The 23138-nt window shown below is 71.0% G+C and carries 18 protein-coding genes; 10 read left to right on the forward strand and 8 right to left on the reverse strand.

The features are described from left to right. Positions 1 to 53 precede the first annotated feature (53 nt). The gene (locus tag IE140_RS11570; RefSeq protein WP_032764618.1) at positions 54 to 410 is read left to right on the forward strand and encodes a DUF805 domain-containing protein; all 357 of its coding nucleotides are present in this window, start codon (positions 54 to 56) and stop codon (positions 408 to 410) included. Between the two features lie 89 nt (positions 411 to 499). Here the strand turns inward: IE140_RS11570 and IE140_RS11575 are convergent, their stop codons facing one another. The 3 genes from IE140_RS11575 to IE140_RS11585 form a co-directional block, all read right to left on the reverse strand. Further along, positions 500 to 1339, reverse strand: a complete 840-nt coding sequence (locus IE140_RS11575) for a hypothetical protein (RefSeq protein ID WP_150193404.1) — start codon at positions 1337 to 1339, stop codon at positions 500 to 502. Between the two features lie 204 nt (positions 1340 to 1543). Further along, positions 1544 to 2641, reverse strand: a complete 1098-nt coding sequence (locus tag IE140_RS11580) for a metallophosphoesterase (RefSeq protein WP_244330628.1) — start codon at positions 2639 to 2641, stop codon at positions 1544 to 1546. A gap of 159 nt (positions 2642 to 2800) precedes the next feature. Then, on the reverse strand, positions 2801 to 3913 hold the full coding sequence (locus IE140_RS11585; protein WP_006126041.1) for a LacI family DNA-binding transcriptional regulator: 1113 nt from the start codon (positions 3911 to 3913) through the stop codon (positions 2801 to 2803). Between the two features lie 405 nt (positions 3914 to 4318). Between IE140_RS11585 and hisC the strand changes: the two genes are divergently transcribed. The 5 genes from hisC (at position 4319) to IE140_RS11610 (ending at position 13680) form a co-directional block, all read left to right on the forward strand. Next, on the forward strand, positions 4319 to 5398 hold the full coding sequence (gene hisC / locus IE140_RS11590) for a histidinol-phosphate transaminase (RefSeq protein ID WP_032776572.1): 1080 nt from the start codon (positions 4319 to 4321) through the stop codon (positions 5396 to 5398). Positions 5399 to 5702: 304 nt separating this feature from the next. Further along, positions 5703 to 7214: a cytochrome ubiquinol oxidase subunit I gene (locus tag IE140_RS11595; protein WP_093441285.1), complete on the forward strand. Its 1512-nt coding sequence runs from the start codon at positions 5703 to 5705 to the stop codon at positions 7212 to 7214. A 16-nt stretch (positions 7215 to 7230) separates the two neighbouring features. Then, on the forward strand, positions 7231 to 8232 hold the full coding sequence (gene cydB, locus IE140_RS11600; RefSeq protein WP_032764622.1) for a cytochrome d ubiquinol oxidase subunit II: 1002 nt from the start codon (positions 7231 to 7233) through the stop codon (positions 8230 to 8232). A gap of 87 nt (positions 8233 to 8319) precedes the next feature. Next, a complete protein-coding gene (gene cydD / locus IE140_RS11605) occupies positions 8320 to 11838 on the forward strand; it encodes a thiol reductant ABC exporter subunit CydD (protein ID WP_150193405.1) in 3519 nt (1172 codons plus the stop codon). A 135-nt stretch (positions 11839 to 11973) separates the two neighbouring features. Further along, the gene (locus tag IE140_RS11610; RefSeq protein ID WP_093441277.1) at positions 11974 to 13680 is read left to right on the forward strand and encodes a sensor histidine kinase; all 1707 of its coding nucleotides are present in this window, start codon (positions 11974 to 11976) and stop codon (positions 13678 to 13680) included. Positions 13681 to 13799: 119 nt separating this feature from the next. Here the strand turns inward: IE140_RS11610 and IE140_RS11615 are convergent, their stop codons facing one another. Then, a complete protein-coding gene (locus tag IE140_RS11615; RefSeq protein WP_093441274.1) occupies positions 13800 to 14669 on the reverse strand; it encodes a Cof-type HAD-IIB family hydrolase in 870 nt (289 codons plus the stop codon). Positions 14670 to 14819: 150 nt separating this feature from the next. Between IE140_RS11615 and IE140_RS11620 the strand changes: the two genes are divergently transcribed. After that, positions 14820 to 15722 carry an LLM class flavin-dependent oxidoreductase gene (locus IE140_RS11620; protein ID WP_150193406.1) on the forward strand — a complete coding sequence of 301 codons (903 nt, stop codon included), beginning with the start codon at positions 14820 to 14822 and terminating at the stop codon, positions 15720 to 15722. A 27-nt stretch (positions 15723 to 15749) separates the two neighbouring features. Here the strand turns inward: IE140_RS11620 and IE140_RS11625 are convergent, their stop codons facing one another. From IE140_RS11625 to IE140_RS11640, 4 genes are all read right to left on the reverse strand, one after another. Next, a complete protein-coding gene (locus tag IE140_RS11625; protein WP_150193407.1) occupies positions 15750 to 16292 on the reverse strand; it encodes an RNA 2'-phosphotransferase in 543 nt (180 codons plus the stop codon). Between the two features lie 148 nt (positions 16293 to 16440). Continuing rightward, complete coding sequence (locus IE140_RS11630) at positions 16441 to 17406, reverse strand: MerR family transcriptional regulator (RefSeq protein ID WP_150193408.1); 966 nt, start codon at positions 17404 to 17406, stop codon at positions 16441 to 16443. Continuing rightward, positions 17403 to 19175: an SDR family oxidoreductase gene (locus tag IE140_RS11635; protein ID WP_150193409.1), complete on the reverse strand. Its 1773-nt coding sequence runs from the start codon at positions 19173 to 19175 to the stop codon at positions 17403 to 17405. The genes IE140_RS11630 and IE140_RS11635 overlap by 4 nt, the downstream gene beginning before the upstream one ends. Next, positions 19172 to 20032, reverse strand: coding sequence for a M24 family metallopeptidase (locus tag IE140_RS11640; protein ID WP_075265274.1), 861 nt, complete (start codon positions 20030 to 20032; stop codon positions 19172 to 19174). The genes IE140_RS11635 and IE140_RS11640 overlap by 4 nt, the downstream gene beginning before the upstream one ends. Before the next feature lie 274 nt (positions 20033 to 20306). Between IE140_RS11640 and IE140_RS11645 the strand changes: the two genes are divergently transcribed. The 3 genes from IE140_RS11645 to IE140_RS11655 are packed head-to-tail and all read left to right on the forward strand — an operon-like array spanning position 20307 to position 23114. Then, positions 20307 to 21308 carry an ABC transporter ATP-binding protein gene (locus IE140_RS11645; protein ID WP_093441267.1) on the forward strand — a complete coding sequence of 334 codons (1002 nt, stop codon included), beginning with the start codon at positions 20307 to 20309 and terminating at the stop codon, positions 21306 to 21308. Then, positions 21298 to 22206 carry an ABC transporter permease gene (locus tag IE140_RS11650; RefSeq protein WP_150193410.1) on the forward strand — a complete coding sequence of 303 codons (909 nt, stop codon included), beginning with the start codon at positions 21298 to 21300 and terminating at the stop codon, positions 22204 to 22206. The genes IE140_RS11645 and IE140_RS11650 overlap by 11 nt, the downstream gene beginning before the upstream one ends. Next, positions 22203 to 23114 (forward strand): ABC transporter ATP-binding protein, encoded by a 912-nt coding sequence (locus IE140_RS11655; RefSeq protein WP_010060503.1) that lies wholly within the window; start codon positions 22203 to 22205, stop codon positions 23112 to 23114. The genes IE140_RS11650 and IE140_RS11655 overlap by 4 nt, the downstream gene beginning before the upstream one ends. Positions 23115 to 23138: the final 24 nt, after the last annotated feature.

A 23138-nucleotide genomic window follows, 5' to 3' on the forward strand; every position in this document is an offset into this window, starting at 1 on the left:
GCTTGGCTGAAAGTTGGCGGCCCTGAAAACGGGGCCCGGGGAGGGGAAACACAATGAACTGGTACCTGGCCGTACTCAAGAACTACGCAGGCTTCAGCGGACGCGCGCGCCGCAAGGAGTACTGGATGTTCACGCTCATCAACTTCGTCATCAGCCTGGTGCTCACGATCATCGGCAGCGCGATCGGCGTGGAGTTCATCTCCTACATCTACTCCGTCGCGGTGATCATCCCGGCGCTCGCCGTCGGCGTCCGCCGCCTGCACGACACCGGCCGTTCCGGCTGGTGGCTGCTGATCGCGATCGTCCCGCTGATCGGCGCGATCGTCCTGATCGTCTTCCTCGCCTCCGAGGGCAAGCCGGAGACGAACGAGCACGGCGTCAACCCGAAGCTGGCCCCGCAGGCCATCTGATCCACCGCTCCGGTCCGTCCGGAGCGTCCCCCGGGCCGGGCGCGGCACTTGCCGCCCCGGCCCGCGGTGTGTCCGGGGCGGCGCGCGTGTCAGTCCGGCTGGTGTTCCGGGCCGCCGAAGTCCGGGCTCGTGAAGTCGGGGCTGGTGAAGGTCGGCCGGGGGCCGGCCGCCGGGCCGTCGTCCGGACCCGAGAAGTCCGGCCTGCTGTACCCGACCTTCGGGATGCGGTTGGGTGAACGGTGCGGGGTTCGCGCGGCGGGCCCCGCCGTGGGGTCGGCCAGGGCGTCCCGGAAGAACGGGAGGATGCCGCGTTCCAGCAGGGCGTGGCGCCACGCCTCCCGGGCCCGCGCGACCTCCTCCGGAAGTTCCTGTTCCTCCTCCTCGGCGGCGAGGGACGTAGCGCCGTTGCGGAGGGCGGTGACGAGCAGTCCGACGGCGGCGACGAGGATCGCCGCCGCGGCGACGCAGGCGAAGAACCATCCGGCCGCGACCATGGAGCGGCCGAACGTGAGCGACGGGCTGACCGCCTTCAGCAGATAGCCGACGAGCAGGAAGATGAGCGCCGCGGTGCCGGCCAGCAGCGGGGTCAGGACCGTGATGACCGCGCCTATGCCCGCGCCCGATCCGGCCGAGGTGCTCTGCGGCCCGTCCAGGCCCGCGAGCCCGCCGGCTCCCTCGGCCCCTTCGACGGCCGCCGCCCGGCGCAGTTCGCCGCGGGCCTTGATGTAGTGCTCGTACTCGGTGGCCGCGGCCGCGGTGATCAGCGCCGTGGCGCCGAGCGCCATGGTGCGCAGCTGTTCGGTGTTGAGCCGGTCCCCGACGCCCTCCAGGTCCGGGCGTTCGTGAGCGTGGCGCAGTGCGTCGCCCAGGATCCGCTCGTACTCGGGTCCGTCCTCGGCCAGCAGGTGCGGAGCGCTTGTCATCTGCATCCCCCGATGCTCCGTCGGTGCCCGGCTGCCCGCGGTGGACCGGGCGATCGGGCGGAAACGGAGGAGAGCCTGCCACTGATAGGCCGATGGTAGAGCGCTCACGGCAAGGGGTGACAGGGTGTTTCCAGAATTGGGCCCGGAGACGGGCCCGGCGATCGGCGAGGTCGGCGCGGGCTGAACCTGAAGCGCCTTCCCCGCCGACGGTCAGTCATGCAGGGGGAGTTGGACCACCAGCAGCTTTCCGGCCATGGTCACTCCGCCGTCCATGGCGATGGCGAGGCCGTCCGCGTACACGTGCGGGCCGTTGATCACGGGTCCCGCGCCGTCCTCGCCCTCCTCTGTTCCGACCTCGCCCAGGAGGTACGGAATGGGGCTGTGACCATGGACGACGCGCTGTCCGCCGTACGTCGTCAGCAGCTCGCGCACCGCCTGGGAGCCGCCCTCGTCCCGGAAGGCGAACCGCTTGGTGAGCTTGCGGAAGAGGTCCCAGCACTCGTCGGCGTCGTTACGCGTGAGAATGGCCGTGATCGTGTCGTTGACGTCCTCGATGGTGGACCCGTAGTCGAGGTAGGCCGTCGTGTCGGAGTGCATCAGCAGATGCCCGTCCTCCTCGACGACCGCGTCGAGCCGGGACATCCACTGGAGGTGGACGTCCTGGAGGCGCTCCATGTCGGTCTTCTGTCCGCCGTTGAGCAGCCAGGCCGCCTGGAAGGTGGCGGTGCCCGCCCCGGAGTTGACGGGCGTGTCGGCGAACCGCTTGGCGCCGATCAGCAGCAGTTCGTGGTTGCCCATCAGGGCCTTGCAGTAGCCGCCGGCCGCCGCCGCCTCGGCGGAGAGCCGCATGACGAGGTCGATGACCCCGATGCCGTCGGGGCCGCGGTCGGTGAAGTCGCCGAGGAACCACAGCCGGGCGTTGCCCGCGGCCCAGTTCCCGTCGGCGTCGATGAGGCCCTGTTCGCCGAGGGCCGCCAGCAGCTCGTCCAGATAGCCGTGGACGTCGCCGACGACGAAGAGCGGGCCGCGGCCGTCGTCGGACGCGGGGCGCGGCTCGGCGACCGTCTGCACCTGGACCGTGTCGCCGCGGCGGATGACCGGGAGGTCCCGCTCGGTCGGGGTGTAGCCCTCCGGCTGCCCGTCGCCCACGACGGCGTTCCCGGGGTGCGGCACCGAGGAAGGGGCCACCCCCTGAGCCTGCGGTGGCACGGGTGTCTGCGCGTACGGCGGAACCCGGAAGTCACGCAACGTCGCCGTCCGCACCACGGGTTCCTGACCGGCCCCCTGAGTCATCGACCCCTCCACCACCGTCGCGCCGCCGTACACCTGACGGGCCCTGCCTGGTAGAGGTGGTCCGCGGTGTCGTGCGCCCATCATAGGAATGCGGATCGATCTGTGTGACGCACCAGGGGTGGTGAATCCGGGCGCACGCGCGGTTCACCGGACGATTGGTCCGAAAAGAGATGATCAATCCCCGCTGGGGGAGCGCGGCGCGCTGACCGTGGTGCGGGGTGGGCGGCGTTGCGATGAGGTCCGGACGATGAGCTCCGTCGGTATGACCTGCTCCACGGGACCGTCGTGCTCGACCCCTTCGATGGCGTCGATGAGGAGCTGGACGACAGCCGTGCCGATCCGGCGGGGCTTCAGCGAGAGCGTCGTGATGGGCGGCTCGGTGGCCGCGTACACCGTGGACTCGCTGCAGCACACCAGCAGCAGGTCCTCGGGGACGCGCAGCCCGTAGCGACGGGCCGCCGCGAGGAGGTCGGTCCCGTTGGGGTCGAAGAGCCCGTAGACCGCGTCGGGGCGGTCCGGGCGGGCGAGCAGCCGGTCGGCGGCGACGGCCCCCGCGCAGGGATCGTGGGCCGGGTAGGACTCGTAGACGGGGTCCTGGCCGACCCGCTCGCACCAGTGGAGGTAGGCGGTGGTGGAGAGCCGGGTGTACGTGTCGGTGGTGTTGCCGGTCAGCAGGCCGATGCGGCGGGCCCCGGCGGCGGCGAGATGGTCGAGGAGGTCGAGCACGGCGGCCCGGTGGTCGTTGTCGACCCAGGCGGTGACGGGGAGCGTCCCGGCCGGGCGGCCGTCGGAGACGACGGGCAGTCCCTGGCGGACGAGCTCGGTGACGACCGGGTCCTGGTCGGAGGGGTCGATGACGACGGTTCCGTCGAGCGCGACGTTCGACCAGACGTCGTGCCGGGAGGTGGCGGGGAGGATGACGAGGGCGTAGCCGCGGGCAAGCGCCGCGGAGGTCGCGGCTCTCGCCATCTCCGCGAAGTACGCGAATTCGGTGAAGGTGAAAGGTTCATTCCCGTACGTGGTCACGGTCAGGCCGATCAGCCCCGACTTGCCCGTACGGAGGGTTCGGGCCGCGGCGGACGGGCGGTAGCCCAGGCGCTCGGCGACCTCGCGGACATGGCGGCGGGTGGCGTCCGGGAGCCTGCCCTTGCCGTTGAGCGCGTCGGAGACGGTCGTGATCGAGACTCCGGCCGCGGCGGCCACGTCACGGATCCCCGCCCGTCCTGGCCGGCCGCTGCGCCGGGGGGTCTCCGTCCGGCTCACCTGGTGCTTCCCTGCTGCTGTCATGGCGAGCCGATAGTAGGGCTCCGAGGGGTGGTCGGTCCGGTCGCATATGCGCACGTTGACAGGCACGTTTCTGCAAGGTCACGCCCCATCAAATTCCTTTCAATGCAAGGCAGTTGAAGGTTACTGCATGCATGTGTCAGGTATCGAAGGGCGGCAGCCTGCTGAATGTGTGATGTCTCGAAGAGGTCTCAACTCACCACTTCGGGGGACGCGCGCCACGGCGCGAGCCACCGGCGCGCGCCGGAACCGGAAACGCTCCCCCGGGCGGAGCCCCCGGGTCGGCCCCGGGTGAGGTCCCATTCCCGGGCACTGCGGTCGATTTCCCGCTCGGGCCATTCGCAGCGGGGCTCAATCCTCATAAGGTGTGCAGTATTGCTGTGAACGGACGGTCGAGGAGGACCTGCGGTGAGCGAGACGAGCCCCAAGCTGCGCGCCGAGCTGGACGGCGTTCCCGCCTATGTGCCGGGCAAGCCTGCGGCGGCCGGCGGACCGGTCGCGTACAAGCTGTCCTCCAACGAGAACCCCTATCCGCCACTGCCGGGAGTCCTGGAGTCGGCGCTCGCCGCCGCGGGGAACTTCAACCGCTACCCGGACATGGCGTGCACCGGCCTGATGAACGAGTTGGCCGAGCGTTTCGGTGTGCCCCTCTCGCACCTCGCCACCGGAACGGGTTCGGTGGGGGTGGCCCAGCAGCTGCTCCAGGCCACGTCCGGCCCCGGTGACGAGGTCATCTACGCCTGGCGGTCCTTCGAGGCGTACCCGATCATCACCCAGGTCAGCGGCGCGACCTCGGTCAAGGTTCCGTTGACCGAGGGGGATGTGCACGACCTCGACGCGATGGCGGAGGCGATCACCGACCGGACCCGGCTGATCTTCGTCTGCAACCCCAACAACCCCACCGGCACGGTGGTGCGCCGGGCCGAGCTGGAACGGTTCCTCGACCGGGTGCCCAGCGATGTGCTGGTGGTGCTGGACGAGGCGTACAAGGAGTTCATCCGCGACGCCGACGTGCCCGACGGCATCGAGATCTACCGTGACCGGCCCAATGTGGCCGTGCTGCGGACCTTCTCCAAGGCGTACGGCCTGGCCGGGCTGCGGGTCGGGTTCGCCGTGGCGCACGAGCCGGTGGCCGCGGCGCTGCGCAAGACCGCCGTCCCCTTCGGCGTGAGCCAGCTCGCCCAGGACGCGGCGGTGGCCTCGCTCCGGGCGGAGGACGAGCTGCTGGGCCGGGTCGGTTCGCTGGTCGCCGAGCGCGGCCGGGTGAGCGCGGAGCTGGCGCGCCAGGGCTGGACGGTGCCGGAGTCGCACGCGAACTTCGTCTGGCTGCGGCTCGGGGAGCGGACCCTCGACTTCGCGGGGGCCTGTGAGCGGGCCGGTGTGGTCGTCCGTCCGTTCGCGGGCGAGGGTGTACGGGTCACGATCGGCGAGACCGAGGGCAACGACCTGTTCCTGAAGACGGCGGAGGCGTTCCGCGCGGAGCTGTAGGGCTTCCCGGCGCGCCGCCGGTACCACCCGGGTGGGGCCCCGGACCTCGATCGACGAGGTCCGGGGCCCCTTCTGTATGAGTCGGGCCCCTGCTGTGTGCGTCGGCGGTCGGTGGCAAGGGGCCGGTAGCACGGGGCGGGTGGCCGAAAAGGGGTACCCCCGGCGAAGGCTCCGAAAGTGTGTGCGCCATAATTGCTTGTGAATGTGAACGCGTTCACAAGCGTGCCCTGTTTTCTCCCGTAATCGGGGGAATCAAAGGGGCATAGTGCCGGTATGACCACGGCGATGTAAGGAGACTGACGACGTGGACCTAGCTCTGGCGCCGGAGACCCTGGCGCGATGGCAGTTCGGCATCACCACCGTCTACCACTTCCTCTTCGTCCCCCTGACGATCTCGCTCGCCGCGCTCACCGCCGGCCTGCAGACCGCCTGGGTGCGGACGGAGAAGGAGAAGTACCTCAGGGCGACCAAGTTCTGGGGCAAGCTGTTCCTGATCAACATCGCCATGGGCGTCGTCACGGGCATCGTCCAGGAGTTCCAGTTCGGGATGAACTGGTCCGACTACTCGCGCTTCGTCGGCGACATCTTCGGCGCTCCGCTCGCCTTCGAGGCGCTGATCGCCTTCTTCTTCGAGTCCACCTTCATCGGTCTGTGGATCTTCGGCTGGGACAAGCTGCCGAAGAAGATCCACCTGGCCTGCATGTGGATGGTCTCGATCGGCACGATCCTCTCCGCCTACTTCATCCTGGCCGCCAACTCCTGGATGCAGCACCCGGTGGGCTACCGGATCAACGAGGAGCGCGGCCGCGCCGAGCTCACCGACTTCTGGCGGGTGCTCACCCAGGACACCGCGGTCACCCAGTTCTTCCATACCATCACGGCGGCGTTCCTGGTCGGCGGGGCCTTCATGGTCGGTATCGCCGCGTTCCACCTGGCGCGCAAGAAGCACATCCCGGTGATGCGGACCTCGCTGCGTCTGGGGCTGATCACCGTCGTGGTCGCCGGACTGCTCACCGCCGTCAGCGGCGACAGCCTCGCCAAGGTCATGTTCCGGCAGCAGCCGATGAAGATGGCCGCCGCCGAGGCCCTGTGGGACGGCCAGGAGCGGGCGCCCTTCTCGATATTCGCGTACGGGGACGTCAGCAAGGGCCACAACTCCGTGGAGATCTCGCTGCCCGGGGTGCTGTCCTTCCTCGCCAACAACGACCCGAACTCCTATGTCCCGGGCATCAACGACATCAACAAGGAGTCGCAGGAGAAGTACGGGCCCGGCGACTACCGGCCCAACATCCCGGTCGCGTTCTGGAGCTTCCGGTGGATGATCGGCTTCGGGATGGCCTCCTTCGGCCTCGGCCTCCTGGGGCTCTGGCTGACCCGGAAGAAGTTCCTGCTGCCACCGGCGCTGCGGACCGGTGAGGACGAGGTGCCGAACCTCGTCCTGTTCCGGAACAAGGCGCTGAGCCCGAGGCTGACCAAGCTCTACTGGCTCGTCGCGCTCTGGACGCTGCTCTTCCCGCTGATCGCCAATTCCTGGGGCTGGATCTTCACCGAGATGGGCCGCCAGCCGTGGGTGGTCTACGGCGTGCTGGAGACGCGTGCCGGAGTCTCCCCCGGTGTCTCGCAGGGCGAGGTCATCACCTCGATGATCGTCTTCACCCTGCTCTACGCGGTGCTCGCCGTGATCGAGGTGAAGCTGCTCGTGAAGTACATCAAGGCCGGGCCGCCGGAACTCACCGAGGACGACCTCAACCCGCCCACGAAGATCGGCGGCCACGACGAAGAAGACGCCGACCGGCCGATGGCCTTCTCGTACTGAGCACAGGAGCTGAGAGATGGAACTCCACGACGTCTGGTTCGTGCTCATAGCCGTCCTCTGGACCGGCTACTTCTTCCTGGAGGGGTTCGACTTCGGCATCGGGGTCCTCACCAAACTGCTGGCCCGCGACCGCAAGGAGAAGCGGGTCCTGATCAACACGATCGGGCCCGTCTGGGACGGCAACGAGGTCTGGCTGCTCACCGCGGGCGGCGCGACCTTCGCCGCCTTCCCCGAGTGGTACGCCACCCTCTTCTCCGGCTTCTACCTGCCGCTGCTGATCATCCTGTTCTGCCTGATCGTGCGCGGCGTCGCCTTCGAGTACCGCGCCAAGCGGCCCGAGGAACGGTGGCAGACGAACTGGGAGACCGCGATCTTCTGGACCTCCCTGATCCCCGCCGTGCTGTGGGGGGTGGCGTTCGGGAACATCGTCCGGGGCGTGAAGATCGACGCCGACATGGAGTACGTCGGCAACTTCTGGGATCTCCTCAACCCGTACGCGATCCTCGGCGGCCTCGTCACGCTCACCCTCTTCACCTTCCACGGAGCGGTGTTCGCCGGCCTCAAGACGGCGGGCGACATCCGGGTCCGGGCCCGCGCCCTGGCACTGAAGCTGGGACCCGTCACCGCGGTACTCGCGCTCGGCTTCCTCCTCTGGACCCAGGCCGACAACGGCGACGGCTGGAGCCTGGGAGCCCTGATCGTGGCGGTGGTGTCGCTGCTGGCCGCGATCGGAGCCGTCGCCAAGGGGCGTGAGGGCTGGTCGTTCGCGTTCTCGGGCGTGACGATCGCGGCGGCGGTCGCGATGCTCTTCCTGACGCTCTTCCCGAACGTCATGCCGTCCTCGCTGAACGACGCCTGGAACCTCACGGTCACCAACGCCTCGTCCAGCCCGTACACGCTCAAGATCATGACCTGGTGTGCGGGCATCGCCACGCCCATCGTGCTGCTCTACCAGAGCTGGACCTACTGGGTCTTCCGCAAGCGTATCGGCACCCAGCACATCGCCGACGCGCACTGACTCCGGCGAGCTGCCGCGGACCTCGTGAGGCCCGCGGCAGCTCCCGATCCCGCAGAGCTCACCGACCCCGCCGGGGGGATGTTTCACGTGAAACCGATCGATCCGCGTCTGCTCCACCACGCACGGGCCACCCGCCTCTTCCTGGCGGCCGTGGTGTCTCTCGGCCTGGTCGGCGCCCTGCTGGTGATCGCCCAGGCGATGCTCATCGCCGAGCTCGTGGTGGGCGGTTTCGAGGACGGGCTCACGGTCGCCGAACTGCGCACCCCTCTCCTTCTCCTCGCGGCGGTCGCGCTCGGCCGGGCGCTGGTCGCCTGGCTCACCGAACTGGCCGCCCATCGCGCCAGCGCGGCCGTGAAGTCCGAACTGCGCGGCCGGCTCCTGGAGCGGGCCGCGCGGCTGGGCCCCGACTGGCTGAGCGGACAGCGCACCGGTTCGCTGGTCGCGCTGGCGACCCGGGGGATCGACGCGCTCGACGACTACTTCGCCCGCTACCTCCCGCAGCTCGGTCTCGCGGTCGTCGTGCCGGTGGCGGTGCTGGCCCGGATCGTCACGGAGGACTGGGTGTCGGCGGCGATCATCGTCGTCACCCTGCCGCTCATCCCGCTCTTCATGATCCTGATCGGCTGGGCCACCCAGTCCCGGATGGACCGGCAGTGGCAACTGTTGTCCCGGCTCTCCGGCCACTTCCTGGACGTCGTCGCCGGACTGCCGACGCTGAAGGTCTTCGGGCGGGCCAAGGCCCAGGCCGAGTCGATCCGCACGATCACCTCCGACTACCGCCGGGCTACCCTGCGCACTCTGCGGATCGCCTTCCTCTCCTCCTTCGCGCTGGAGCTGCTGGCGACCCTGTCGGTGGCCCTCGTCGCCGTCACCATCGGCATGCGGCTCGTCCACGGCGAGCTCGACCTCTACACCGGCCTGGTGGTCCTGATCCTGGCCCCGGAGGCGTATCTGCCGATCCGCCAGGTCGGGGCGCAGTACCACGCGGCGGCAGAGGGCCTTTCGGCCGCAGAGGAGATCTTCGCGGTCCTGGAGACCGAACCCCGGACCTCGGGCACCGAGGACGCCCCGGACACGCTGCGGCTGGAGCTGGCGGACGTGACCGTACGCCATGAGGGGCGCGCCGAACCGTCGTTGGACGCCGCCTCGCTCACCGTGGAGCCGGGGGAGACCGTCGCCCTGGTCGGCCCGAGCGGCGTCGGCAAGTCCACCCTGCTCAACGTGATCCTGGGCTTCGCCCGGCCCGACGAGGGGCACGTACGGGTCGGGGGCCGGGACCTCGCGGACCTGGACCCCGGACGCTGGCGGAGCCGTATCGCCTGGGTCCCCCAGCGCCCCCACCTCTTCGCGGGCACGATCGCCGAGAACGTCCGGCTCGCCCGGCCCGACGCCGACGACGAGGCGGTCGTCGCGGCGCTGCGGGACGCGGGCGCGTACGACTTCGTCGCCGCCCTGCCGGACGGGATGCTGACCGCGCTCGGCGAGGACGGGGCCGGGCTCTCGGCGGGCCAGCGCCAGCGCATCGCCCTCGCCCGGGCGTTCCTCGCCGACCGGCCGCTCCTGCTGCTGGACGAGCCGACCGCGAGCCTGGACGGCGAGAGAGAGGCGGGTATCGTCGACGCCGTACGGAGGCTGGCTGCCGGGCGGACCGTGCTGCTGGTCGTCCACCGCCCGGCGCTGCTGGCGGTCGCCGACCGCGTGGTGGCGCTGGAGCCGCGCACCGATGCCCGTACGGGGGCGTACGGGGAACCCGCCCGGGGCCTCGCGGCGCCGGGCCCCGCAGTCCCGGAGCCCCTCGCCGGCGGCGAACTGCCGACCGCCCGCCCCGTGGACTCCCCCGTCTCCCCCGCGCCGGCCGGGACGCGTTCCGGACGGGTGCTCGCCCGGGTCCGCGCGTCGGCCGGGGACCGGCGCGCACAACTGGCCCTGGCCCTGCTGCTGGGCAGCCTGGCCGTCGGGTCGGCCGTGGGGCTCATGGCGGTCTCCGGCTGGCTGATCTCCCGGGCCTCCGAAGAGCCGCCGGTCATGTACTTGATGATGGCGGTCACCGCGACCCGCGCCTTCGGCATCGGGCGGGCCGTCTTCCGCTACGCCGAACGGCTCGTCTCGCACGACGCCGTGCTGAAGCTCCTCGCCGGCCTGCGCGTCGCCGTCTACCGGGGCCTCGAACGCATCGCCCCGGCAGGTCTGCGCACCACCCGGAGAGGCGACCTGCTGTCCCGCCTCGTCGCCGACGTGGACGTGCTCCAGGACTACTGGCTGCGCTGGCTGCTGCCCGCGTCCACCGCCGTCGTGGTGGGGGCCGCCGCCGCCGGGTTCACCGGCTGGCTGCTCCCGGAAGCGGGAGTGATCCTGGCCGTCGGCCTGCTGCTCGCCGGGGTCGGCGTCCCGCTCGTCAGTGGCGCCTGCGCCCGCCGTACGGAGCGTCAGCTCGCCCCCGCCCGCGCCGCCCTGGCGACCCGGGTCACCGACCTGCTCGGCGGTACCGCCGAACTGACTGTCGCGGGCGCTCTGCCCGCCCGGCAGGAGCAGCTGCGCGCGGCCGACACGCTCCTGACCCGGATCGCCTCCCGGGCGGCCGCCGCGACGGCGCTGGGCGGCGGCCTGTCCGCCCTGGTCTGCGGGCTCACCGTCGTGGCCGCCGCGGCCGTCGGTGTCCCCGCCGTCAACGACGGACGGCTCTCCGGGGTCGCGCTCGCCGTGGTGGCGCTGACCCCGCTCGCCGCCTTCGAGGCCGTCGCCGGGCTGCCGCTCGCCGTGCAGTACCGCCAGCGCGTCGCCCGGAGCGCGGAGCGGGTGTTCGAGGTGCTGGACGCCCCCGTACCCGTACAGGAGCCCCGGACCCCGGCCGAGGAGCCCGGCTCGCCCTTCCCTCTGGAGGTGAGGGGGCTGAGCGCCCACTACCCGGGGGCCGGGCACGACGCGCTGGCCTCGCTCGACCTGACGCTGACGCCCGGACGGCGCATCGCGGTCGTGGGACCTTCCGGCTCGGGCAAGACGACGCTCGCCCAGGTCCTCCTGCGCTTCCTGGACGCCTCGACGGGGACGTACCGGCTCGGCGGCGTCGAGGCGTCCGCGCTGGAATCGGACACGGTCCGGCGCTCGGTAGGGCTGTGCGCCCAGGACGCCCACGTCTTCGACAGCACGATCCGCGAGAACCTGCGGCTGGCCCGGCCCGGGGCGACCGACGCCGAACTGCGCGACGCGCTCTCCCGGGCCCGGCTCCTGGACTGGGTGCAGGCCCTGCCGGAGGGCCTGGACACGACCGTCGGCGAGCACGGCGCCCGGCTCTCCGGCGGTCAGCGCCAGCGCCTCGCCCTGGCCCGCGCGCTCCTCGCCGACTTCCCCGTACTCGTCCTGGACGAGCCCGCCGAACACCTGGACCTGCCGACCGCCGACGCCCTCACCGCCGATCTGCTGGCCGCGACCCGGGGGCGCGCGACGGTCCTGATCACCCACCGGCTGACCGGCCTGGAGGCGGTCGACGAGGTGCTGGTGCTGGACGCGGGCCGGGTCGTCCAGCGCGGACCGTACGCCGAACTGGCTGCCGAGGACGGGCCGCTGCGCCGCATGCTGGAGCGCGAACGGGAGACGGTGGGGGTGTAGGGCGTGGGAACGGAGGTGGCCGCTGCCCTTCATGCCGTGGGGCACGCGCGAGGGGCGTCGGGTGGCCACCGCCCGACCCGGCATCAGGTGCATTCCCGACTTTCGCCCTGTATCAGCACTTAATAGGCTCGGGCCATGGCAGAGCCCGACCCGAAGGACTCCCTCGACGCCGCCACCCGGGCCACTCGCAGCCTCCAGGGGCTGTCCACCGAGCTGACCGCACGGGTGCCGCAGCTCCTGGAGGCGATGCGGTCCGTCGGCGCGGGGCTGGAGCTGCACTCCACCCTGGACCGGATCTGTGAGACGGCCGCCGAGCTCGCCCATGCCCGGTACGCGGCCATCGGCGTCGTCGACGAGCTGGGCGAGGGTCTTTCGGACTTCGTCACCCACGGCGTTCCGCAGGAGGTGGCCGAGGAGATCGGGCGGCGGCCCGACGGCCACCGGGGCCTGCTCGGCGCGCTCATCCACGACCCCGCCCCGGTCCGGCTGGCCGATCTGTCCACCGACCCGCGGTCCGCCGGGTTCCCGCCGGGCCACCCCCGGATGCGGTCCTTCCTCGGGGTGCCCATCCGGGTCCAGGGCGAGATCTTCGGCAACCTCTACCTCACCGAGAAGCACGGTGGCGCGGAGTTCAGCGACTACGACCTCCACATGGTCCGGGTGCTCGCCACGGAGGCCGGGATCGCCATCGGCAACGCCCGGCTGTACGAGGCGGCACGGCAGCGGGAGCACTGGATCGACGGTTCGGTCGCGGTCACGACGGCGCTCCTGTCGGGCGGGGACGCCGACGAGGCCCTGTCGGTGGTCGCCGAACAGGCCCGCCGGCTCGCGGACGCCGCCGCCGGCATCGTGCTGCTGCCCGCCGAGGAGGGCGGTCTGGAGATCGTCGCCGTGTCGTCCGACGACCCCTCGTCCTCGCTCGGGGTGATCATCCCGGGCCGGAGCGCGGTGGTGAGGAAACTCCTCGCGGGCGAGGCGGTGTTCATCGACGACTCGGCCTCCGACGGCCGGATGGTGACGAGGCTGGCCGAGCGGTTCGGCCCCAGCATGCTGCTGCCGCTCCAGAGCGGCGGCCGGGTGCTCGGCGCGCTGGCCACTCCCCGCTCCCGGGGCGCGCGCCCGTTCACGGAGGCCGAGCGGACGCTCGCCACGCAGTTCGCCTCCCAGGCGGCGCTGGCGCTGATGATGGCCGAGGCGCAGCGGGACCGGGAGCGGCTCGCGGTGTACGAGGACCGCGACCGGATCGCCCGCGACCTCCACGACCTGGTCATCCAGCGGCTGTTCGCCACCGGGATGATGCTGGAGAGCGCCCATCGCAGATCGGTGGTGCCCGAGGTGCGCACGGGTGTCGGCCGGGCGGTCGACGAGCTGGACGTGACGATCCAGGAGATCCGTACGGCGATCTTCGCGCTCCAGCAGGAGCCGGCCGAGGCCCCGTCGGGGCTGCGTACCCGCGTCCTGCGGGAGATCAACATGGCGGCCGTCCCGCTCGGCTTCAAGCCCTCGCACCGTTTCCTGGGCCCGGTGGACTCGCTCGTCGGCGAGCTGACCGGCAAGAACCTGGTCGCCGCGTTGCGCGAGGCCCTCTCCAACGCGTTCCGGCATGCGGAGGCGTCGCTGATCGATGTGGTCGTCGACGCGACGGTGACGCTGCCGGACGGGCGGGCCGCGGTACGGCTCTCGGTCGCCGACGACGGGGTGGGCATCCCGGAGGGCGGCCGCCGCAGCGGACTGCGCAACCTGGCCCGCCGGGCCGAGTCCCTGGGCGGGTCGAGCCGGATCGAGCCGGGCGTCGGGGAGGACGGCGGCGGTACGACGGTGGTGTGGGAGGCGCCGTTGTGAGCGGTCGCCTCCTGGGACGCCGGCTGTGAGGGGTCGCCTCCCCGGGGTGCTGGCTGTGAGAGGGCGCCTCCCCGGGGTGCCGACTGTGAGAGGGCGCCTCCCCGTTGTGCCGAAAGGTTTCAGCGGAGGGTGGTGCGGCCGTCCGCGCGGGCGGCGAGGATCCGCTCGATGACGAGGGCCACCCCGTCCTCCTCGTTGGTCGCGGTCCGGCCCGTGGCGGCGGCCAGCGCGTCCGGGTGGGCGTTGCCCATGGCGAAGGAGGCGCCGGCCCAGCTGAGCATCTCGATGTCGTTGGGCATGTCGCCGAAGGCGACCACCTCGGCGGGCGAGATGCCGCGCTCGGCACAACAGGAGGCGAGTGTGGTGGCCTTGGAGACGCCGAGTCCGCTGACCTCCAGGAGCGCGGACGGGCTGGAGCGGGTGATGGACGCCCGGTCGCCGGCCGTCGTACGGGCCAGGTCGAGGAACGCGTCGGGCGCCAGCTCGCTGTGGTGGGCCAGCAGCTTGAGCACGGGCGCGCCGGAGCCCGGGGTGTCCTCGTGGAGCAGCTTCTCGGCGATGGCGACCGAGGCACCCGGGTCCAGGTGGAACGGCGGATAGGCCGGTTCGTAGTTGATGCCGGTGGTCAACTCGACGGCGAAGGAGGTGCCGGGGGCCGCCTCGCGCAGGGTGTGCACGACGTGGAGGGCGGCGTCGCGCTCCAGCGCCCGTACGGCGAGGAGGTCGCCGTCCGTCCGCAGGTCGGTGACCACGGCGCCGTTGGCGCAGATCGCCGTGCCGTGGCTCTGGACGTGGTTCCTCACGACGTCCATCCAGCGGGCCGGCCTGCCGGTGACGAAGAAGACCTCGATCCCGGCCTTCTCGGCCGCCGCGAGGGCCGCGACGGTGCGCGCGGACAGGGTCTTGTCGTCGCGCAGCAGGGTGCCGTCGAGGTCGGTGGCGATCAGCCGGGTCACGGCGGGAAGAGGCGTATCGGTCACTGAGGTCACCGGGCCATTCTCGCCCACGAGGGTGCACGGGCGTGCGAAGGGGCGCACATTTGAGTGGGTGGATGCGCTGATCTGCGGAAAAGTCCCCTGGCATATGCCAACGCCAATCGGGTGGTCGCGGAACGTGGGCACGGTCGTAGGCTCAGGGGCATGAGCCCTCGCCTGAGCACCGTGATCCTCCCTGTCCTCCGCTGGAACGAGGGCGGTCGCGACCGCTGGCAGCGCGCGGAGGAGCTGGGCTTCCACACCGCTTACACCTACGACCACCTGTCCTGGCGGACCTTCCGGGACGGCCCGTGGTTCGGGGCCCTGCCCACGCTCACCGCCGCGGCGACGGCCACCGAACGGCTCCGTCTCGGCACCCTCGTGACCTCGCCGAACTTCCGCCACCCGGTCACGCTGGCCAAGGAGCTGATCTCCCTGGACGACATCTCGGGCGGCCGTGTCACGCTCGGCATCGGCGCTGGAGGAAACGGCTTCGACGCCACCGCCCTGGGCCAGGAGGCCTGGACCCCGCGCGAACGTGCCGACCGGTTCGCCGAGTTCGTACCGCTCCTGGACCGCCTGCTCACCGAGGACGCGGTGACCGAGCGCGGTACCCACTACACCGCGGACGAGGCCCGCAACATTCCCGGCTGTGTCCAGCGGCCCCGGCTGCCTTTCGCGGTCGCCGCGACCGGGCCGCGCGGGCTGAGGCTCGCCGCCCGCCACGGGCAGGCGTGGGTCACCACCGGCGACCCGAAGCTGTACGAGAACGGCACCCCGGAGGAGTCGCGGGCCGCGCTGCGGGCGCAGAGCGAGAAGTTCACGGCGGCCTGCGCGGAGATCGGCCGGGACGCCTCGGAGCCGGACCGGATCCTGCTGACCGGCTTCACCCCGGACCGCACCGCCCCCCTGGAGTCCGTGGACGCGTTCGTCGACTTCGCGGGCCGCCATGCGGAGCTGGGCTTCACCGAGATCGTCATCCACGCGCCGATCCCGGACTCGGTCTTCGACGTCGACCCGAAGGTCTTCGAGCGCATCGTCACCGAGGCCCCCGCGCAGCTGGCGTGACCCACGAGGTTCCTGCTGCTGAAGCCCTCAGTCGCGCAGGAGCAGGAACCGGGGCGGTACGGCGTCGGCGAGCCAGACGCCGTTGGCGCTGACACGGAAGACATGTCCGGCGCGGTGCATCGCGCCCGCGTCCACGGTGAGGACGAGGGGGCGGCCGCGGCGGGCGCCGACCCGGGTGGCCGTCTCCCGGTCGGGCGACAGGTGCACATGGTGGCGGGTCATGGGGCGCAGGCCCTCGGCCCGGATCGCGTCCATCACCCGGGCGACCGTGCCGTGGTAGAGGTACGCGGGCGGTTCGGCCGGCGGCAGGTCCAGGTCCACGGCGACGGTGTGGCCCTGGTTGGCGCGGATGCGGTCGCCGTCCACCGCGAAGCGGCGTTTGTCGTTGACGGTGACCAGGTGGTCGAGCTCGGCGCGGCTGATGGCGAAGCCGTGGGAGGCCGCCGCGCTCAGCAGCGTCCCGATGCCCACCCAGCCGTTCTCGTCGAGGGTGATGCCGATGCGCTCCGGCTGGTGCCGCAGATGTTTCGAGAGGTACTTGGACACCTTGACGGTGCGACGTTCGTCCATGGCGTCAGAGTGCCCGTGCGCGGTTCATCGGTGCATCCGGATTTCTTACAGGCTTCTTTTCGTCTTTCTTCGTGTCGATGTTTGATCCACAGCCAACTTGACTTATCCACAGGCTATTTGACGATGCTGTGGACAACTGGCAGGCGATTTAACCCTTTTGGTCAACTTTATTGACTCTTGCGTGAGATGAGGCGAGTGCGTCCAAGGCGCGTGCCTGCACCTCGCGTTCAGCGGCTGCCGCGACGAACGCCGCCACCTGCTCGGCTCCAACCAGCTCCTGCACGGCCTGCGTTGTCCGGGCAGGCAGCAGCACGGGACGAGCGGTGGTCTCGGCGATCGCCGTCTCTTCCGCGCCGAGGTGGTGATGCAGGTGGCGGGTGGCGAACGTCTTCATGGCGCGGGCCAGTTCGGCGTCGACCGTCTGCTGGGCGAGCGGCCGCAGTCGTCGTACCAGCGATGCTGCCTCGGCCGCGTCGGCGTCGGTGGGCGGCCGGTGGCCGAGATAGCGGGCGAAGACATGCTCGGTGGTGAACTCCAGGAAACGGGAGGCTATGTGCTCGACCTGGCCCCGAAGCTCCCGCAGATGGCCGGAGATTGCTGTCAACGGCACTCCGGCGGCGTACAACTCGGCCGCCACCGACAGCTCTTGCGGACTGGGGACGAGGAACTCGTCGTCCCGGCCGGGCACGCGCTCCAGCACGCCGAGCTCCACCGCCTCGGCGATGGCCTCGTCGTCCTGTCGGCCGCCGAACAGCTCGTCCAGCTCACGGCGGCTGATCCGGTCCGCCTCTTCGTCCGTCCACGGCCCCTGCACCTCCGCGACGAGCCCGAGCACCCCGCCGAGCCCCCGCCCCGCGTCCCACGCCTCCAGCAACTCCTTGATGCTGGCCAGGGTGTAGCCCCGGTCGAGCAGGTCCGCGATCTGCCGCAGCCGGGCCAGATGGGCCTCCCGGTACACATTGGCGCGTCCGCGCCGCTCGGGCGTCGGGAGCAGCCCCCGGTCCTGATAGGCGCGGATCGTGCGCACCGTGGCCCCGCTCGCGTGCGCCAGGTCCTCGATCCGGTACTCGGCGGTCCCGGCCCCTGCCCCCACGTCCGCCCCGGCCCCGGTCACAGCGGCGGCTTCAGCCGGGCGACGGAGCGCAGCGTCCCCGGGCTCAGCCGGGACAGCAGCCGGGCGCCGCGCGCCTCCGGGGTCACCGGGACCACGGCCTGGTTGCGCACGACCGCCCGCAGGATCGCGTCGGCGACCCTCGTAGGCGGGTAGTTGCGCCGGCCGTAGAGCCGGGTCGTCCGCTTCTGCAGCCGCTCCTCCTCCGCCGCGTCGGCCCCGGCGAACCGCGTGGTGGCGGTGATGTTGGTGTTGACGATGCCGGGGCATATCGCGCTCACGCCGATCGACTTCTCCGCCAGCTCGGCCCGCAGGCACTCGCTGAGCATCAGCACGGCCGCCTTCGACGTGCTGTACGCGGACAGCACCCGGGAGGGCTGGAAGGCGGCGGCCGACGCGGTGTTGACGATGTGGCCCCCCTGACCGCGGTCCGCCATCTGCTTGCCGAAGATCCGGCAGCCGTGGATGACTCCCCACAGATTGACGTCGAGGACCTTCTTCCACTCCTCGCTCGTGGTCTCCAGGAAGGAGCCGGAGAGCCCGATCCCGGCGTTGTTGACCAGGACGTCGACGATTCCGTACTCGGCGGCGACCCGGGCGGCGAGCTTCTCCATCGCGTCTTCGTCGCTGACGTCCACGGCCTCGCCCCAGGCCGCGGGCGCACCGATCAGCCGCGCCATCTCCGCGGTGCGGGCGGCGCCCTCCGCGTCGCGGTCCACGGCCACGATCCGGGCGCCCGCCTCGGCGAACGCGAACGCCGTGGCCCGCCCGATTCCGGAGGCCGCGCCCGTCACCAGGACCAGCTGACCGCCGAACCGCTCTGCGTAGGGCCCCTGCGCCACCGACTGCTGCACGGGCCCGCCGTCCCGCGCGGCGGACTCGTTCGCGGTGACGAACTCGTCGATCCAGGAGGCGAGCTGGTCCGGCCGGGTGCGGGGAACCCAGTGCTTGGCCGGAAGCGAGCGGCGTACCAGAGTGGGGACCCAGTCCTCCAGACCGTCGTAGAGCCGCTCGGAGAGGAAGGAGTCCCCGGTCGGGGTGATCAGCTGGACCGGTGCGTGGGCGTAGGCGTCCGGGCGGGGCCTGCGCAGCCGGGCACGGACGTTGTCGCGGTAGAGCCAGGCGCCGTGCGCCGCGTCGTCCGGGAGGGAGTCGGTGGGGTAGTCGCCCGCGGGCACCTTCTCCAGCCGCTCCAGGATCCCCGGCCAGCGCTTGCCGAGCGGCCCGCGCCAGGCGAGCTCCGGCAGGGCGGGGGTGTGGAGCATGTACACGTACCAGGATTTCGCTCCCTGGCCGAGCAGTTGGCCCACCTTGCGCGGGGTGGGGCGGGTCATCCGGCGCTTGATCCAGTGCCCGAAGTGGTCGAGGGACGGCCCGGACATCGAGGTGAAGGAGGCGATCCGGCCCTCGGTCCGGCCGACCGTGACGAACTCCCAGGACTGGACGGAACCCCAGTCGTGGCCGACCACGTGCACCGGCCGGTCCGGGCTGACCGTGTCGATCACGGCGAGGAAGTCGTCGGTCAGCTTCTCCAGCGTGAAGCCGCCGCGCAGCGGCTTCGGGGCGGTGGACCGGCCGTGCCCCCGCACGTCGTACAGCACCACGTGCCAGTGCTCGGCCAGCCGGGCGGCGACGTCCGACCAGACCTCCTTGCTGTCCGGATAGCCGTGGACCAGCACCACGGTCGGCCGGCCCGCGTCGCCCATCTCGGCGACGCACAGCTCGACGCCTCCCGTACGCACGGTCCGCTCACGCGCCTGAGACAGATTCACGCCGCCACCTTCTCCTCGGCCCAGCGCCGCACATGCGGCAGATCGTCGTCCAGCCAGAAGGCGCTCTGCTCGGGGTCCTTGGAGTCGGTGACGACCAGGATCTCCTCGAACTTCGCGCCCGTACCCCGGAATCCGAGGTGGGGTTCGACCGCCCACAGGCCCGGCTGCGGCGGGTGGTCGGAGAACCGGTAGGGGCTCCACAGCGGCGACCAGCCCTCCCGGTGGCCGTGCAGCGCGTCGCTCACGAGCCCCTTGAGGGCCTGGGTGCCGAAGCCGAACACCTGTGGGGACCAACGGCGTTCGGCGACGCGGTCGACCTTGTGGGCGATCACGCCGAAGGGGTAGGCCCGGTGCCGGTTCGCGTATCCCTGTGCGGTCATGAGGCGTTCGACGTTCTCGTAGATCTCGCGCAGCGAACGGCGCTCGCGCACCTCGCGCAGGATCAGCTCGCGGTGGGCCTCCAGATCGGCCAGCAATTTGTCGTGCAGCGGATTGAGGCCGAGGCAGCCCGCATACCCGACATCGGCGGTGAACCCCTTGTACACCGGGGCCATGTCGAGGATGAACGGCATCCCCGGCTCCAACTTCCGGTCGGTCGGGAAGAACTGCAGCGGCACCTTGAACCCGGCGAACGCCGTACGGTCCCCGAACCAGGCGAACGGGAGGTGGAACCAGTCGCGCACACCGCGCTCGCGCAGCCACACACGCTGCATCCGGGCCGCCTCGCGCTCGGTCACACCCGAGCGCAACTGACCGGCGACCGCCTCCGCGCAGGCATAGGCGAGGCGCTGAACCTCTCTGAACCCCCGCAGTTCCGGGGTGTTGGTGTCCTGCACTGCCTTGGCCAAGCCGGTCATGCCACCGTCCGTTCCCTGCCGTGTGCGGTACGTACCCGTAACGTGACACTGATGAATGTGACAATGTCCGGCGGCTGCGTCAAGAGGTGTGCACCGCCTGTGGACAACAGCCTGTGGAAAACCCCGGCTCCGAGGTGGAGCCACGGCGTACCCCCCTACTGGCGTGTACGCCTGGAGTCTGACGCGGATCCAACCGTCAGGGCTGACGACCGCTGTGGTCCGCGCCACTAACGTCATCTCCGTGACAGCCGTAATCGCTACCGAAGCCCTGAGCATGCGGTTCCCCCGGGTGACCGCGCTTGACCGGCTCACGTTGGACATCGGGCCGGGTGTGACCGGTCTGGTGGGTTCCAACGGAGCCGGCAAGTCCACACTGATCAAGATCCTGCTGGGTCTTTCCCCCGCCACCGAAGGCCGGGCCGCGGTGCTCGGGCTCGACGTCGCGACCAGCGGCGCCGCCATCCGGGAACGGGTGGGGTACATGCCCGAGCACGACTGCCTGCCGCCCGACGTCTCGGCGACCGAGTTCGTCGTGCACATGGCGCGCATGTCGGGGCTGCCGCCCACGGCGGCCCGCGAGCGCACGGCCGACACCCTGCGCCACGTCGGCCTCTACGAGGAGCGCTACCGGCCCATCGGCGGCTACTCGACCGGCATGAAGCAGCGGGTGAAGCTGGCCCAGGCCCTCGTCCACGACCCCCAGCTGGTCCTGCTCGACGAGCCGACCAACGGCCTCGACCCGGTCGGCCGGGACGAGATGCTCGGTCTGATCCGGCGGATCCACACCGACTTCGGCATCTCCGTGCTGGTGACCTCGCACCTCCTCGGTGAGCTGGAGCGCACCTGCGACCACGTCGTCGTCATCGACGGCGGAACGCTCCTGCGCTCCAGCTCCACCAGCGACTTCACCGAGACCACCGCGACCCTCGCGGTCGAGGTGACGGACAGCGACACCCACCCCGACGGCACCGGTGCGCTGCGCAAGGTCCTCACCGACGCCGGGGTCACCCTCATCGGCCACGACGGGATCGACACGGAGGGACTGCCGGGCGCGGGCCACATCCTGCTGATCGAGGCGACGGGCGAGGAGACGTACGACGTGGTCCGCGACAGTGTCGCCGGGCTCGGGCTCGGCCTGGTCCGCATGGAACAGCGCCGCCACCAGATCGCCGAGGTCTTCCTTACCGAACAGGGCGCGGCGCAGGCAGCCGTCCCGGCCGCGGCCGCCACCGCCGGGGCCGTCCAGCAGAAGGGAAGCGGTCGCGATGAGCACTGAGACCAAGGCCGCGGCCGGGCGCGACGCCTCCCGGATCCACAACATCGGCTACCGCTCCTACGACGGACCGCGGCTCGGCCGGGCCTATGCCCGCCGCTCCCTGTTCTCGCAGACCCTGCGGGGTTCCTTCGGACTGGGCCGTTCCGCCAAGTCCAAGGTGCTGCCCATGCTGCTGTTCGGCGTGATGGCGCTGGTCGCGGCGATCCTGGTGGCGGTCTCCATAGCCGCGCCGGACGCCACGAAACTGGTGGTCAAGTACACCTCGTACGCGATCTACCTCCAGGCCGTCATCGGCCTCTTCATCGCCGCCCAGGCCCCGCAGGCGGTGTCCAGGGACCTCCGCTTCAAGAGCGTCCCCCTGTACTTCTCGCGGCCGATCGAGCACGCCGACTACGTGGTCGCGAAGTTCGCCGCCACCGCCTCCGCGCTCTTCATCCTCACCGGTGCGCCGCTGCTCATCCTCTATGTGGGCTCTCTGCTCGCGAAGTTCGACTTCGCCGATCAGACCAAGTGGTTCGGCCAGGGGCTGGTTTCGGTGGCGCTGCTGTCCGTGCTGTTCGCCGGGCTCGGCCTGGTGATGGCCGCCCTGACCCCGCGGCGCGGCTTCGGCGTCGCCGCGGTGATCGCCCTCCTGACCATCACCTACGGCGCCGTCTCCACGGTCCAGGCCATCGCCTGGGAGACCGGGTCGGAAGGGGCCGTGCAGTGGCTCGGTCTCTTCTCGCCGATCACCCTGATCGACGGCGTCCAGACCGCGTTCCTCGGCGCGACCTCCGCCTTCCCCGGAGGGGAAGGCCCCGGCGCCGGAGTCGGCGTGGTCTACCTGCTCGTTGTTCTCGCGCTCGTCGCCGGCTCGTACGCCGTCCTGCTGCGCCGCTACCGGAGGGTCGGGCTGTGACCACCATCGAGATCGACCACACCTCGCGCTGGTTCGGCAACGTGGTCGCCGTCAACGACGTCTCCATGACCGTGGGCCCCGGCGTCACCGGGCTCCTCGGCCCGAACGGCGCCGGAAAGTCCACCCTCATCAACATGATGGGCGGCTTCCTCGCCCCCTCGACGGGGAAGGTCACGCTCGACGGGCGGACGATCTGGCGCAACGAGGCCGTCTACAAGGAGATCGGCATCGTCCCGGAGCGGGAAGGGATGTACGACTTCCTCACCGGAAAGGAGTTCGTCGTCGCCAACGCCGAACTCCAGGGTTTGGGTGGTGCCGAGGCGCAGAGGGCGCTCGCCACGGTCCAGATGGAGTACGCGCAGGACCGCAAGATCGCCACGTACAGCAAGGGCATGCGCCAGCGCGTGAAGATGGCCTCCGCGCTGGTCCACGAGCCCTCGGTGCTGCTCCTGGACGAGCCGTTCAACGGAATGGACCCGCGCCAGCGAATGCAGCTGATGGAGCTGCTGCGGCGGATGGGCGCCGAGGGCCGAACAGTCCTGTTCTCCTCGCACATCCTCGAAGAGGTCGAGCAACTGGCCTCGCACATCGAGGTGATCGTGGCGGGCCGGCACGCCGCCTCCGGCGATTTCCGCAAGATCCGCCGGCTGATGAAGGACCGGCCGCACCGCTATCTGGTGCGCTCCAGCGACGACCGGGCCCTCGCTGCCGCGCTCATCGCCGACCCCTCCACGGCGGGCATCGAGGTCGACCTGACCGAGAAGGCGCTGCGCATCCAGGCCGTCGACTTCGGGAGGTTCACCGAACTGCTGCCGCGGGTCGCCCGGGAGCAGGGCATCCGGCTGCTCACCGTCTCGCCGTCCGACGAGTCCCTCGAATCGGTCTTTTCCTATCTCGTAGCGGCCTGAGTAGTGGCCTGAAAGGAGCTGTGC

Origin of the sequence: Streptomyces parvus, from assembly GCF_014648875.1 — a bacterium.
Lineage (GTDB): Bacteria > Actinomycetota > Actinomycetes > Streptomycetales > Streptomycetaceae > Streptomyces > Streptomyces parvus.